The organism is Kocuria sp. WN036 (genome assembly GCF_002287015.1).
GTDB lineage: Bacteria > Actinomycetota > Actinomycetes > Actinomycetales > Micrococcaceae > Kocuria > Kocuria rosea.
The window spans coordinates 23,794-37,066 of record NZ_NSKF01000032.1; the positions used below are offsets into that span (position 1 = coordinate 23,794).

A 13,273-nucleotide genomic window follows, 5' to 3' on the forward strand; every position below is an offset into this window, starting at 1 on the left:
GCGCCCGGCTACTGGGTGGTGGCCCGGACCGCCTCCGTGAGCTGGCGCGCGGCCTGCACCACGACCTCGGCGTGCAGCCGGCCCGGCTGGCGGGTGAGCCGTTCGATCGGTCCGGAGATCGACACCGCGGCGATCACCCGGCCCGAGGGTCCGCGCACCGGGGCCGAGACGGAGGCGATGCCCGGTTCGCGCTCGCCCAGCGACTGCGCCCAGCCCCGGCGGCGCACCCCGGCCAGCACGGTCGCGGAGAACCGCGCGTGGCGCAGGCCCTCGAGCAGGCGGTCGTGGTCCTCCCACGCGACGAGCACCTGCGCGGCGGAGCCCGCCTTCATCGACAGCTGCGTGCCCACCGGGATCGTGTCCCGCAGCCCGATCGGCCGCTCGGCGGAGGCCACGCACACGCGCCAGTCGCCCTGCCGACGGAAGATCTGCGCGGACTCCCCGGTGGCGTCCCGCAGGTTCATCAGGACGGGGCCGGCGGCCGCGATCAGGCGGTCCTCGCCGGCCGCGGACGCCAGCTCCACGAGCCGGGAGCCGAGCACGAACCGGCCCTGGATGTCCCGTCCCACGAACCGGTGGTGGGCCAGTGCCACGGCCAGCCGGTGCACGGTGGGCCGGGCGAGGCCCGTGGCGCTCACCAGCTGGGCCAGCGTCGCCGGCCCCGCCTCGAGGGCGTCGAGGATCATCGCGGCCTTGTCGACCACCCCCACCCCGCTGGGCGCGGTGGTCGCGGTCAGCGCGAGCGACTCCCCGGTGCCCTGCCCGCCCAGCGGCGTGCCGAGCGGGGCGCCGGACGGATCCATGTGTCCAGATGTGTCCATGCACTGATACTGACGTCTCAGAATGTGAGAAGCAAGCCCGAAAGCTGGCCCGTCGCGAGCCGGGCGCCGACCATGGAGGAAACACGTTGCACAGGCAGCACGGAAGGATCCGCCATGCCGGACTACCAGTCCTCGACCCCCTCCACGACCTCCGCCGCACCCTCCGGGCCCCGGGGCGGGCGCACCCTCGCCGAGAAGGTCTGGGCGGACCACCTCGTGCGCCAGGGCGAGGACGGCCGGCCGGACCTGCTCTACATCGACCTCCACCTGCTCCACGAGGTCACCTCGCCGCAGGCCTTCGAGGGGCTGCGCCTGGCGGGCCGCCCGTTGCGCCGGCCCGAGCTCACGATCGCCACCGAGGACCACAACACGCCCACGCAGGACATCTTCTCCCGCATCGCCGACGACACGTCCCGCAAGCAGATCGAGACCCTGCGGGCCAACTGCGCCGAGTTCGGCGTGCGCCTGCACCCGCTCGGGGACGCCGAGCAGGGCATCGTGCACGTGGTGGGCCCCCAGCTGGGCCTCACCCAGCCCGGGATGACCGTGGTCTGCGGCGACTCCCACACCTCCACCCACGGCGCGTTCGGGGCCCTGGCCTTCGGCATCGGCACCTCCGAGGTCGAGCACGTGATGGCCACCCAGACGCTGCCGCTCGCCCCGTTCCGGACCATGGCCATCAACGTCGAGGGCACGCTGCGCCCGGGGGTGTCCGCCAAGGACATCATCCTGGCCGTGATCGCCAAGATCGGCACCGGCGGCGGACAGGGCTACGTCCTGGAGTACCGGGGCTCGGCCATCCGCGCCCTGTCCATGGAGGCTCGGATGACCATCTGCAACATGTCGATCGAGGCCGGCGCCCGCGCGGGCATGATCGCCCCCGACGACACCACGTTCGACTACGTCCAGGGCCGCCCGCACGCGCCGCAGGGCGCCGACTGGGACGCGGCCGTCGAGTACTGGCGGACCCTGCGCACCGACGAGGACGCCGTCTTCGACGCCGAGGTCTTCCTCGACGCGGACGAGCTCGAGCCGTTCGTCACCTGGGGCACCAACCCCGGCCAGGGCGTCCCCCTGTCCCAGGCCGTCCCCGACCCCGAGGACATCGGGGACGAGAACGACAAGGCCAACGCCCGCCGGGCCCTCGAGTACATGGGCCTGGCCGCCGGCACCCCGATGAAGGAGATCCCGGTGGACACCGTCTTCCTGGGCTCCTGCACCAACTCCCGGATCGAGGACCTGCGGGCGGCGGCGGAGATCGTCAAGGGCCGCGCCAAGGCGCAGAACGTCCGGATGATGGTGGTGCCGGGCTCGGCCAAGGTGCGGCTGCAGGCCGAGGCCGAGGGCCTGGACCGGGTGTTCAAGGACTTCGGCGCGGACTGGCGCTTCGCGGGCTGCTCGATGTGCCTGGGCATGAACCCGGACCAGCTCGCCCCCGGCGAGCGGTGCGCCTCGACGTCGAACCGCAACTTCGAGGGCCGGCAGGGCAAGGGCGGGCGCACCCACCTCGTCTCGCCCGTGGTGGCCGCCGCCACCGCGGTGCGCGGCACGCTGTCCTCCCCGTCCGACCTCGAGCCCGCCGGCGCCCCCACGGATCTCGCGTCCGCCGGCGCCTGAGCCCTCGACCCGAAGCCCAGAAAGGCCCTGCCATGGAGAAGTTCACCACCCACCGGGGTGTCGGCGTCCCGCTGCGCCAGTCCAACGTGGACACCGACCAGATCATCCCGGCCGTCTACCTCAAGCGGATCACCAAGACCGGCTTCGAGGACGCCCTGTTCGCCGCCTGGCGCAAGAACGAGGACTTCGTGCTCAACCGGGAGCCGTACCGGCACGGCTCCGTGCTGGTGGCCGGGCCCGACTTCGGCACCGGCTCCTCCCGGGAGCACGCGGTGTGGGCGCTGCGCGACTACGGCTTCCAGGCCGTCATCTCCTCCCGGTTCGCGGACATCTTCCGCGGCAACTCGGGCAAGCAGGGGCTGCTGGCCGCGCAGGTCGACCAGGCGGACGTCGAGCTGCTGTGGAAGCTGATCGAGGAGCACCCCGGCACCGAGATCGAGGTCGACCTCGAGTCCCGCACGGTGACGTGCGACACGGTGACGGTGCCGTTCACGATCGACGACTACACGCGCTGGCGCCTCATGGAGGGCCTCGACGACATCGGGCTCACCCTCCAGCGCGAGGAGGACATCGCCGCGTTCGAGGCGGGCCGTCCCGCCTTCAAGCCGACCACGCTGCCCGCCCGCACCTGACCCCGTCACGCCCGGCACGGCCCGGCGGAGCCTCCCACGGCCCGCCGGGCCGTCGTGCTGTCCCGGACACGCACGACGCCCGCCCCTGTGCAGGGGCCCGCGCCGGGGAACCTACACTGTACGGGTGCCGCTCCCGCTCGGGGGTGGCCCGGCAACAGCAGATCGGAAGGTCATGAGCAGCGCACTGCACATCACGGGCGGAATCCCCCTGTCCGGGCAGGTCACCGTGCGAGGTGCCAAGAACCTCGTCCCCAAGGCCATGGTGGCCGCCCTCCTGGGCTCCACACCGTCCGTCCTGGAGAACGTGCCCCAGATCAAGGACGTCCAGGTCGTCACCAACCTGCTGGCGCTGCACGGGGTCGACGTGGGGCGCGAGGACGGCCGGCTGTCCCTGGACCCCTGCAACGTCACCACGGCGCGGCACGCGGACATCGACGCCCACGCCGGGGACTCGCGGATCCCGATCCTGCTGTGCGGGCCCCTGCTGCACGCCATCGGCGAGGCGTTCATCCCCGACCTCGGCGGGTGCAAGATCGGCGACCGGCCCATCAACTACCACCTCGACGTGCTGCGCCACTTCGGCGCCCGTGTCGAGAAGCTGGAGTCCGGGATCCGGATGAGCGCCCCGCACGGCCTGCACGGCGCCAAGGTGGAGCTGCCCTACCCCTCGGTCGGCGCGACCGAGCAGGTGCTGCTCACCGCCACCCGGGCCGACGGCCACACCGAGCTGCGCGGCGCCGCCACCGAGCCCGAGATCATGGACCTCATCGCGATCCTGCAGAAGATGGGCGCCATCATCACCGTCCAGACCGACCGGGTGATCCGCATCGAGGGCGTCCCCGAGCTCACCGGCTACCGGCACCGGGCCATGCCCGACCGCATCGAGGCCGCCTCCTGGGGCTCCGCCGCGCTCGCCACCGGCGGCGACATCTTCGTGGCCGGGGCCCGGCAGTCCGACATGATGACCTTCCTCAACACGTTCCGCAAGATCGGCGGGGGCCTCGACATCCGGGAGGAGGGCATCCGCTTCTACCACCCCGGCGGGGACCTCAACCCGCTCATCGTGGAGACCGACGTCCACCCCGGCTTCATGACCGACTGGCAGCAGCCGCTCGTGGTCGCCCTGACCCAGGCCACGGGCGTGTCCATCGTGCACGAGACCGTCTACGAGAACCGCTTCGGCTTCACCGCCGCCCTCAACCGGATGGGGGCCACGATCCAGCTGCACCGCGAGTGCCTGGGCTCCGTGCCCTGCCGCTTCGGCCAGCGCAACTTCGTGCACTCGGCCGTGATCTCCGGGCCCACCCCGCTGCAGGCCTCCGAGATCAACATCCCCGACCTCCGCGGCGGCTTCTCCCACCTCATCGCGGCGATGGCCGCCGAGGGCACGTCCCACGTCACCGGCGTGGAGCTCATCGAGCGCGGCTACGAGCACTTCACCGACAAGCTGACGGGGCTCGGGGCGTCCTTCGAGCTCGACGGCGAGTGAGCCGGGACCGCCGATGAGCCGCACCTCGAACCGCCGCCTGTTCCGCGTGCTCGCGGGCGTCGTCAAGCCGGCCTACCGGCTGGCGGCCCGGCTGCGCTGGACGGGGGAGGAGCACCTGCCCGCCGAGGGCGGGTTCATCGTGGTGCCCAACCACCTCACCGAGCTCGACCCCCTGACGGTCGCGATCACGCTCTACGACAACGGGATCATGCCGCGGTTCCTGGCGAAGGAGTCCCTGTTCCGCGCCCCCGGGGTGGGGACGGTGCTCCGGGCCACCGGCCAGGTCCCCGTGCTGCGCGGCACGGCCGACGCCGCGGCGGCGCTCACGGCCGCCCGCGCCGAGCTCGCCTCCGGCGGCGCCGTGGTGATCTACCCCGAGGGCACCCTCACCCGGGACCCCGACCGGTGGCCGATGACCGGGCACACGGGCGCCGCGCGCCTGGCCCTCGCGACCGGGGCCCCGGTGGTCCCGGTGGCGCACTGGGGGGACCAGGAGGTCCTCGACCACGACCGCTCCACCGGCCGGCGCACGGTCAGCCTGTTCCCCCGGAAGGACGTGCGCGTGCGGATCGGCCCGCCCGTGGACCTCACCCCGTGGCGGGACGACGTCCCCGACCTGACCCATCCGGTGGGCCGCCACGCGGCGCGGCTCGAGGACGCCACCGACGCCGTCATGCGCGCCGTGACCCGGGAGCTCGCGGTGCTGCGCGGCACGGACGCGCCGGCGGCCCTCTGGGACCGGCGCCGGGGAGGCCGCCCGTGACGCCCCCCGAGACCGCCGCGGCCCCTGCCGGCGGCCTGCCCGCCGCCGGGCCGCGGAGGATCGCCGTGCTGGGCGCCGGGTCCTGGGGCACGACCTTCGCCAAGATCCTCGCCGACAGCGCCCGCGAGTCCGCCCACGCCCGGGCCGAGCCGATCGGGCGGACCGTGGCCCTGTGGGGACGCAGCGCCCCCGCGATGGACCACACCGCGCGCACCCGCGTCAACGACCGCTACGTGCCCGGCATCCGGCTGCCCGAGCGCCTGGAGATCACCGCCGACCTCGCCGCCGCCGTGCGCGGCGCGGACCTCGTGGTCCTCGCCGTGCCCGCCCAGTCCCTGCGCGCCCAGCTGACCGCCGTGGCCGGGCACCTCGAGCGCGACGCCGTGGTGCTGTCCCTCGCCAAGGGTCTCGAGCGGGACACGGGCCTGCGGATGAGCGAGGTCGTCGCCGAGGAGCTGGGACGGGCCACCGGGCTGGGCCCCCGGCACTGGCGGGCGCGCACGTGCGTGCTGTCCGGGCCCAACCTGGCCATGGAGATCGCCGAGGAGCAGCCCACGGCCTCCGTCGTGGCGGCCCCCGCCACGGACCTGGCCACCTGGGTGGCCCACGCCTGCCGGACCCGCTACTTCCGCCCCTACACGAACACGGACGTGGTGGGCACCGAGATCGGCGGCGTCGTCAAGAACGTCATCGCCCTCGGGGTGGGCATCGCCGACGGCCGCCACTTCGGGGAGAACTCGAAGGCCTCCATCATCACCCGCGGGCTCGCCGAGACGACCCGGCTCGCGCTCGCCCTCGGCGGGAGGCTGGAGACCCTCTCCGGCCTCGCCGGACTGGGCGACCTCGTGGCCACCTGCTCCTCCCCGCTGTCCCGCAACCGCACCGCGGGCCGGCTCCTCGGCCTGGGCCTCACCCCGGCGGAGGTCCAGGAGGAGATGACCCAGACCGCCGAGGGCATCAAGTCCGCCCCCGCCGTGCTCGCCCTGGCCCGCCGCCACGGCGTGGACATGCCCATCACCGAGGCCGTCGTGGCCATCCTCCGCGAGGAGATCACCATCGACGACGTGGCCCCGCTCCTGCTGGGCCGCGAGATCAAATCCGAAGGGACCGCCCCATGACCCCCCGCCCCTGCGTCGCCGTGCTGTTCGGCGGACGCTCCAGCGAGCACTCCATCTCCCTCATCACCGCCCTCGGGGTCCTGCGCGCCATCGACCGGGACAAGTGGGACGTGGTGACCGTCGGCATCGCCACCTCCGGCGAGTGGTTCCTCTGCCCGCAGGAGGAGCTGGAGGCGCTGCTGGACGCGAACCCGATCGCGGAGCTGCCCGTGGGCGACGAGCTCGTGAGCCTGCCGCTGAAGGTCGGGGAGAGCGAGCTCATCGTGCGCCAGGACGGTCCCTGCGGGCAGACCGTCAGCCGGGACCGGCACATCGACGTGGTGCTGCCCCTGCTGCACGGGCCCTTCGGCGAGGACGGCACCCTGCAGGGTCTGCTCGAGCTCGCCGACCTGCGCTACGTGGGCTGCGGCGTCACGGCCTCCGCGGTGGGGATGGACAAGCACTTCATGAAGCTCGCCTTCGAGGCGGCGGGCCTGGCGGTGGGCCCCTACACCGTGGTGACCGACCGGCAGTGGGCCGTGGACCCCCAGGACGTGCGCGAGCGCATCGCCGCGCTGGGCTTCCCCGTGTTCGTCAAGCCCGCCCGGGCGGGGTCCTCCTTCGGCATCACGAAGGTGGAGCGCGCCGAGGATCTGGACGCCGCGATCGAGACCGCCCGCGAGCACGACCGCAAGCTGGTGGTCGAGGCGGGGATCGTGGGGCGGGAGATCGAGTGCGCCGTCCTCCAGGGCCGCGGGACCGCCGCCGCCCGGACCTCCATGCCCGGCGAGATCGAGATCGTCGACGAGCACGCGTTCTACGACTTCGAGGCGAAGTACGTCTCCCAGGCCTCCGCGCGGCTCAGCTGCCCCGCGGACCTGCCGCAGGAGGCGATCGGGACGATCCGCCGCAGCGCCGTGACCGCGTTCGAGGCGCTGGACGGGGAGGGCCTGTGCCGGGCCGACTTCTTCTACACCCCCGACGGGCGGGTGGTCATCAACGAGATCAACACGATGCCCGGGTTCACACCGATCTCGATGTACCCCCGGATGTGGGCCGCCTCCGGGCTCGACTACGCCGAGCTGATCGACGAGCTCCTGGGCCTCGCCCTGGAACGGCCGGTCGGGCTGCGCTGAGCCGCGGCACGCCACCGGGGGCGGAGCCCCCGGCTCACGCAGCGGGCGACGCGGTGACGACGACGTTCTTGCCGACCGCGTCCTGGGTGTAGCAGCTGATCAGGACGATGCGGTTCGGGACGATCCGCCAGATCTCGCTGTCCTTCAGCGTGTCCTTCTCGTAGGTGGTCACCGAGTCCACCACGTAGTCGAGGGTCCCGTCCACGGTCTCGACCTCGAGCTCCTCCCCGACCAGGGTCGGGTCGCTCAGCTTGTTGAAGGGCAGCTCCACCTTGTCGTAGCTGTGCCCCGCGATGTACGTGGTGTTCGTCGACCCCTCGCCGGGCATCCCGTACGGCGTGAGCCGGTAGCCGCTGTAGGTCTGCGGAGGCACGAGCGAGCCGCCCTCGAGGTCCTCGTCGGTCGGGTCGTAGGGGAGCACGTCGGCGTCGAAGCCGACCGAGTCTATGCTCAGGCGCACCGGCGACGCCGCGGCCGGCACGTGCCCCAGGAGGTGCTGGGCGAGGAACCACTGGTTCATGAGCGCCACCCACAGCACGGCGGCGCACAGCGTCACCACCGCCGCCCGCCGGACCAGGGGATCCCTCTCCTCGGCCGGGACGGGGCGCGGCGGTCCCGCCACGGTGCTCGTTGCCATGCTGTGCTGTCCTCCTCCGACCTGACCTGTTCTCCGACCCGGCGCGTTCCGCCGGGGTCGGTGCCGTGCCGGCGCCGCCCCGCGGGCACCACCGGCACGGCACGCGGCTCAGGCGCCGCTGCGCCCGAGCCTCCGGGCCCGGTACGCGAGCGCACCGGGAAGGGCCACTGCCGCCGCGAGCAGCGCCGTGAGCAGGCCGGCGCCGGCCGCCTGCCCCATCGGTGCCGCGGTGAGGCGGGTGTCCACGTTGAGCCCCGGGTTCGCGGCCCCGGCGGCGGCCTCCTGGGGCGCGAGCTCCGGGACCACCTCCTGCTGGACCGCGGCTGCGGCCGGCGCGGCGGGTGCCGCGTCGGACAGCGCCGGTGCCTCCGGCGCCACGTCGGCCACGAACGGAGCCGGCGCCAGGGCCGGCGCCTCCGCCGGTGCGGGCAGGACCACCTCGGCGGCCGGCACGTCCACGGGCGCGGCGACCGGGACGTCCGCGAGGGCCGCGGCCGGCAGCTCGGGCGCCGCCACGTCGGCGACGACCGGTGCGGGCTCGGCGACCGGGACCTCCGCCGGTGCGGGCGGAGCCGCCTCGGCGACCAGGACCTCGGCGACCGGGACGTCCGCGGGCACCGCGGCCGGCAGCTCCGCCACGGCACCGGCCACCTCGGTGGATGCGGCCGCGCCCGGTGGGGCGTCGACCGGCGGGGCGTCGCCAGGTGCCGCGACGGCCGCCGGGACGCCCAGGAACAGGCCCCCCACCAGCACGGTCGCCGAGGCACCGGCAACAGCCAGTCTTCTCGTAGTTGTCATGTCGATGCGTCTCCTGTACTCCGTAGTCGGCCCGGGCCCACCCCAGGACCGCCAGCGCGCCGCACGGCCCCACCGAGGTCCTTGCCGCGCCCCCGCGCGGACGGACCCCCGTCACGTCGTGCCGCTCGTCGTTCGGCGCGGACGGGGCGTGCGCCCGTCCCGCGGAGCCGGAACCCCCTGCCGAAGAACAGCTGTGCTGTTAACTATCGTCCACATCCCGGCATTAGCAAGGGTGAACTGTTACGTGACGGGAGGAGTCCCGGCCCTCGGCACCGGACCCGGCGAGCGCCTCCGGCCTCCTCGTGGCCGGTCCGCCGGGGGCATCGTCGCCGGCCGTCCCGGTCCGCGCGGGTCACGGGACAGCACTAGTGGGGACACGGAACGGGTCGCCGCCACCATTCGCTTGCGCACATGATGGGGGAGGGACGTGGTCCCGCGGCGGCCGTCCGGGGGGACGGTCGCCCCGACAGGGGGAATTCGATGACGTCCGCGGTGCTCGAGGCCGAGAACCTGGTCAAGATCTACGGCCGGGGGGACAACCGTTTCGCCGCGCTGCGGGGCGTGGACCTGCGCATCCGGCACGGGGAGTCCCTCGCCGTCGTCGGGAAGTCCGGCTCGGGCAAGTCGACCCTGATGCACCTGCTCGCGCTGCTCGACGCGCCCACCCGCGGCACGGTGTCCCTGGACGGCAGGCCGGCGGCGGCGATGACGGCCCGTGAGCTCAACGAGACGCGCAACGCCGCGTTCGGGTTCGTGTTCCAGCAGTTCTACCTGACCCCGGACCAGACGGTCCTGGACAACGTGGTGCTGCCGCTGCGCATCGCCGGGGTCCGCCCCGGAGCGCGCCGGCGCCGCGCCCTGGATGTGCTGGAGCGCCTGGACGTGGCGGAGAAGGCCTCCAGCCGTGCCGCCGACCTGTCGGGCGGGCAGAAGCAGCGGGTCGCGATCGCCCGGGCCCTGGTCAACGACCCCTCCGTGATCTTCGCCGACGAGCCCACGGGCAACCTCGACTCGGCCACCGGCGCGGTGGTCCAGGACCTCCTGCTCGAGCTCCACCGGGAGCGCGGCATCACCCTCGTCGTCGTCACCCACGACGAGGACCTCGCCCGGCGCTGCGGACGCCAGGTGCACCTGCACGACGGTCTCGTCGTGGACGCCCCTCCACCCCGGCAGGCCCCCGCCGCCGGAGCGGACGCCGCAGGAGGGGACGACGCAGGAGGGGACGACGCCGGCGCGGACGACGAGGTCGTCGTCGGAGCGGTCGGAGGTGCCCGGTGAGGTGGTCCGACCTGCTGGCCTCGGCGGTCGCCAACACCGCGCGCGCCAGGATCCGCGCCACCCTGACCGTGCTCGCCGTCTTCATCGGTGCGTTCGCCCTGACCCTCACCTCCGGCATGGGCACCGGGGTGAACCGGTACATCGACGACACCGTGGCGGCGTTCGGCGACGCCGACGCGCTCTACGTCCAGAAGTCGCAGCCCCTCATCGAGCTGTCCTCGACCTCGGGCCCGCGGGAGTACGACCCGGACACCACCCGGATCCGCACGGGGTTCGGCGTGTCCTTCGAAGGGCTGACCCCCGAGGACATCGAGATCATCGAGGACCTGGACGGGGTGCGCTCCGTCAAGCCGATGTACTCCGTGGCCCCCACCTACCTGGAGGCCGCCGACGGCAGCCGGTTCCAGCTCTCCCCGGGGATCCCCGTCGACGCCGTGGGCCTGCAGATGGTGGCCGGCGGAGCGCCCGCCGCGGGCCGGGACGAGATCGCGGTGCCCGACAGCTGGGTCGCCGACCTGGGCTTCTCCTCCGCGCAGGAGGCCGTCGGGGGCCGCGTCGACGTGGTCATGACCAACATGGCGGAGCAGGACCGGGCGTTCCCCGCCACGATCTCCGGGGTGACGCAGGCCAGTCTCGTCGGGACCTCCCTGAACCCCATCCCGTCGGACACGTTCAACGAGCGGCTCTACGACTACCAGGTCAGCGGCGTCCCGGAGGAGGTCCCGGAGAGCTTCGCGATGGCCACGGTCACGGTCGAGGACATGGCCCTGGCCCCCGGGATCCAGGCGCGGCTGGAGGAGCAGGACATGCTCGGGCTCACCGTGGAGGACCAGCTCGGCATGTTCCGCGCCGTCATCAACGCCATCGTGTGGATCCTCAACGCCTGCGCCGTCATCGCGCTCGTGGCCGCCGGGCTCGGCATCGTCAACACCCTGCTGATGTCGGTCCAGGAGCGGACCCGGGAGATCGGCCTGATGAAGGCCATGGGCATGAGCGGGGGCAGGGTCTTCGGCCTGTTCTCCCTCGAGGCCGTCTTCATCGGGTTCCTCGGGGCGGTCGTCGGCGCCGTCACGGGCGTCGTCGGCGGCTCGGCCCTGAGCGGGGCGCTGGCCGACGGGTTCCTGTCCGGACTGCCGGGGCTGTCGCTGTTCGCGTTCGAGTCGTGGCGGGTGACCCTGATCGTGCTCTCGGTCATGGGGATCGCGTTCCTGGCCGGGACGATCCCCGCCGTCCGGGCCGCGCGGAAGGACCCCATCGCCTCCCTGCGCCACGAGTGACCGGGCGGGCCCGGGGCGGGTGCCGCGGCCGTCAGCCCTCGCACTCGATGCAGTACCGGTCGCCGTCCTGCTCGCGGGCGAGCTGGCTGCGGTGGCGGACCAGGAAGCAGGACATGCAGGTGAACTCGTCGTCCTGCTCGGGCACCACCTGGATGAGCAGCTCCTCCTGGGACAGGTCCGCCCCCGGCAGGTCGATGCCCTCCGCCGTGTCCGAGTCGTCGACGTCGATCGCCGGGCTCTGCGCGGTGGCGCTGCGCTGCGCCTGGATCACCTCGAGGGACTCGTTGGCGGGCTCGTCCTCGGGCTTGACGCGGGGCTCGTCGTAATCGGTGGCCACGGATGTGCCTCCTTCTGGCGTGGTGGTGGGGCGCGGTGCGCTCGCGCGCGTGTCCACGCCACAACCGGGCAGGGCACGGGCCTATTCCCGAGCCCCCGGGACGTCCCGGGGGAGGGGGCGGACCCCTCCGTCCGGCCCCGGCTCAGAGGCCCTCCACGGTGTCCTGGAGGTCCAGGCACCGGCGCTCGGCGGGGATCTGCTCCACCGCGGAGCCCAGCTCGACCAGCAGGGTGGAGGAGGCCACGGCGGTGCTGTCGAAGACCACCTCGACGGCCGGGTCCCGGCCGTAGGTCGTGGCGGTCCAGGTGCTCCCGTCCTCGTCCTGGCGGATCAGCCAGTCGACGTCGTTGACGGAGGAGCAGGCGTCCGTGGTGGGCCCGGGCGGGGTCACGCCGCACCGCACGACCGCCGCCGTGGGCTCGCCGTAGGCCGTGGTGGCCTGGCTGGTGGTCTCGCGCCTCTCGTGCTCGCCGACGGTCTCCGGCATGGCCAGCATCGCCGGGGCGCACCCCGGGTCGGCGGCGTTCTCGGCTGGGTCCACGGTGACGGCGGGGGAGCACCCCGCGAGGACCGCCACCAGGGCTCCCGCCCCCAGCAGGGCACGGGCGGATCGGGACAGGGAGGGCGAGGGCATGCCCCCAGCGTAATCCTCGGGGGCGCCCGTTCCCGCGTCCGGGGCCGTCGTTAGGATGAGCGCCATGACCCGACCCCCAGCGGAGCCGTCCCCCGTGCCCGACGCCCCGCCCGGTCCGGGGCCCACCGTCGGGGAGCTCTCCGAGGCCGAGCTGCTGGCCCGGGTGCTCCCGCTGCTCCTGCGCCCCGCCCCCCGCCCCGGAGCGGACCTGGTGCTGCTCGGCCCCGGCGACGACTGCGCCGTGGTCGCGGCCCCGGACGGGCGGTACGTGATCACCACGGACACCCAGGTGCAGGACCAGGACTTCCGGCTCGCCTGGACCGGCGGCGCGGTCACCACGGGCTACGACACCGGGGTGAAGTGCGCGGCGCAGAACCTCGCCGACGTCGCCGCGATGGGCGCCGTCCCGTCGGCCGCCGTCGTCTCGCTCACCCTGCCGCCGGGCACGCCCGTGTCCTGGCCCGAGGACTTCGCCCGCGGCCTCCTGGCCGGGTTCGAGGCCATGGGCGCGGACCGCTGCGCCGTGGTCGGCGGGGACCTGGGCGCCGGCCGGGAGCTGTCGGTCACCGCCACGGTGACGGGCGACCTCGAGGGCCGGGACCCGGTGCGCCGCTCCGGGGCGGGCGAGGGCGGCACGGTGGCGCTCGCCGGGACCACCGGGCGGGCGGCCGCGGGCGTGGCGCTGCTCGAGGACGGCCGCTACCGGCCCGGCCGGGACGCGCTCCTGGACGGGCTCGCGGCGGCGCAGCTGCGGCCG

General features: G+C 73.9%; 14 protein-coding genes. 9 read left to right on the top strand and 5 right to left on the bottom strand.

Annotated elements, in window-relative coordinates; translation table 11 throughout:
- Positions 1–8 precede the first annotated feature (8 nt).
- Entirely contained in the window at positions 9–821 is an 813-nt protein-coding gene (locus CK505_RS15800) for an IclR family transcriptional regulator (protein WP_255219483.1), read from the bottom strand.
- 114 nt (positions 822–935) lie between these two features.
- Here CK505_RS15800 and leuC point away from each other — a divergent pair, with 114 nt between their 5' ends.
- From leuC to CK505_RS15830, 6 genes are all read left to right on the top strand, one after another.
- The gene (gene leuC / locus CK505_RS15805) at positions 936–2,438 is read left to right on the top strand and encodes a 3-isopropylmalate dehydratase large subunit (protein WP_035928931.1); all 1,503 of its coding nucleotides are present in this window, start codon (positions 936–938) and stop codon (positions 2,436–2,438) included.
- Positions 2,439–2,470: 32 nt separating this feature from the next.
- Complete coding sequence (gene leuD, locus CK505_RS15810; protein WP_017833194.1) at positions 2,471–3,070, top strand: 3-isopropylmalate dehydratase small subunit; 600 nt, start codon at positions 2,471–2,473, stop codon at positions 3,068–3,070.
- A gap of 172 nt (positions 3,071–3,242) precedes the next feature.
- Positions 3,243–4,559 (top strand): UDP-N-acetylglucosamine 1-carboxyvinyltransferase, encoded by a 1,317-nt coding sequence (murA, locus tag CK505_RS15815; RefSeq protein WP_095651676.1) that lies wholly within the window; start codon positions 3,243–3,245, stop codon positions 4,557–4,559.
- Positions 4,560–4,572: 13 nt separating this feature from the next.
- Positions 4,573–5,322: a 1-acyl-sn-glycerol-3-phosphate acyltransferase gene (locus CK505_RS15820; protein ID WP_095651677.1), complete on the top strand. Its 750-nt coding sequence runs from the start codon at positions 4,573–4,575 to the stop codon at positions 5,320–5,322.
- Entirely contained in the window at positions 5,319–6,440 is a 1,122-nt protein-coding gene (locus tag CK505_RS15825) for an NAD(P)H-dependent glycerol-3-phosphate dehydrogenase (RefSeq protein WP_095651678.1), read from the top strand. The genes CK505_RS15820 and CK505_RS15825 overlap by 4 nt, the downstream gene beginning before the upstream one ends.
- Positions 6,437–7,555 (top strand): D-alanine--D-alanine ligase family protein, encoded by a 1,119-nt coding sequence (locus CK505_RS15830; RefSeq protein ID WP_017833190.1) that lies wholly within the window; start codon positions 6,437–6,439, stop codon positions 7,553–7,555. The genes CK505_RS15825 and CK505_RS15830 overlap by 4 nt, the downstream gene beginning before the upstream one ends.
- Before the next feature lie 34 nt (positions 7,556–7,589).
- Here CK505_RS15830 and CK505_RS15835 read toward each other — a convergent pair whose 3' ends face one another.
- Together CK505_RS15835 and CK505_RS15840 are read right to left on the bottom strand one after the other, a co-directional pair.
- Positions 7,590–8,192 carry a class F sortase gene (locus CK505_RS15835; RefSeq protein ID WP_017833189.1) on the bottom strand — a complete coding sequence of 201 codons (603 nt, stop codon included), beginning with the start codon at positions 8,190–8,192 and terminating at the stop codon, positions 7,590–7,592.
- A gap of 108 nt (positions 8,193–8,300) precedes the next feature.
- Positions 8,301–8,990, bottom strand: coding sequence for a hypothetical protein (locus CK505_RS15840; protein WP_141246845.1), 690 nt, complete (start codon positions 8,988–8,990; stop codon positions 8,301–8,303).
- Positions 8,991–9,470: 480 nt separating this feature from the next.
- On the opposite strand from CK505_RS15840, the gene CK505_RS15845 reads away from it, so the two are divergent.
- Entirely contained in the window at positions 9,471–10,268 is a 798-nt protein-coding gene (locus CK505_RS15845; RefSeq protein WP_095651680.1) for an ABC transporter ATP-binding protein, read from the top strand.
- Positions 10,265–11,545, top strand: coding sequence for an ABC transporter permease (locus CK505_RS15850; RefSeq protein WP_095651681.1), 1,281 nt, complete (start codon positions 10,265–10,267; stop codon positions 11,543–11,545). Before CK505_RS15845 ends, CK505_RS15850 begins: the two co-directional genes overlap by 4 nt.
- Before the next feature lie 31 nt (positions 11,546–11,576).
- Here CK505_RS15850 and CK505_RS15855 read toward each other — a convergent pair whose 3' ends face one another.
- Both CK505_RS15855 and CK505_RS15860 read right to left on the bottom strand, forming a co-directional pair.
- Positions 11,577–11,882: a DUF4193 domain-containing protein gene (locus CK505_RS15855; protein ID WP_095651682.1), complete on the bottom strand. Its 306-nt coding sequence runs from the start codon at positions 11,880–11,882 to the stop codon at positions 11,577–11,579.
- A gap of 142 nt (positions 11,883–12,024) precedes the next feature.
- Positions 12,025–12,516 (bottom strand): DUF3515 family protein, encoded by a 492-nt coding sequence (locus tag CK505_RS15860; RefSeq protein ID WP_095651683.1) that lies wholly within the window; start codon positions 12,514–12,516, stop codon positions 12,025–12,027.
- Between the two features lie 64 nt (positions 12,517–12,580).
- Here CK505_RS15860 and CK505_RS15865 point away from each other — a divergent pair.
- A partial coding sequence (locus CK505_RS15865; RefSeq protein WP_255250980.1) for a thiamine-monophosphate kinase occupies positions 12,581–13,273 on the top strand: 693 nt, incomplete at its 3' end.

Bases quoted from the DNA above. Each gene is read 5' to 3' on its own strand.
- CK505_RS15830 (WP_017833190.1), top strand. From the start codon at position 6,437: ATGACCCCCCGCCCCTGCGTCGCCGTGCTGTTCGGCGGACGCTCCAGC.
- murA (WP_095651676.1), top strand. From the start codon at position 3,243: ATGAGCAGCGCACTGCACATCACGGGCGGAATCCCCCTGTCCGGGCAG.
- CK505_RS15845 (WP_095651680.1), top strand. From the start codon at position 9,471: ATGACGTCCGCGGTGCTCGAGGCCGAGAACCTGGTCAAGATCTACGGC.
- leuC (WP_035928931.1), top strand. From the start codon at position 936: ATGCCGGACTACCAGTCCTCGACCCCCTCCACGACCTCCGCCGCACCC.
- CK505_RS15835 (WP_017833189.1), bottom strand. From the start codon at position 8,192: ATGGCAACGAGCACCGTGGCGGGACCGCCGCGCCCCGTCCCGGCCGAG.
- CK505_RS15840 (WP_141246845.1), bottom strand. From the start codon at position 8,990: ATGACAACTACGAGAAGACTGGCTGTTGCCGGTGCCTCGGCGACCGTG.
- leuD (WP_017833194.1), top strand. From the start codon at position 2,471: ATGGAGAAGTTCACCACCCACCGGGGTGTCGGCGTCCCGCTGCGCCAG.
- CK505_RS15800 (WP_255219483.1), bottom strand. From the start codon at position 821: ATGGACACATCTGGACACATGGATCCGTCCGGCGCCCCGCTCGGCACG.
- CK505_RS15860 (WP_095651683.1), bottom strand. From the start codon at position 12,516: ATGCCCTCGCCCTCCCTGTCCCGATCCGCCCGTGCCCTGCTGGGGGCG.
- CK505_RS15820 (WP_095651677.1), top strand. From the start codon at position 4,573: ATGAGCCGCACCTCGAACCGCCGCCTGTTCCGCGTGCTCGCGGGCGTC.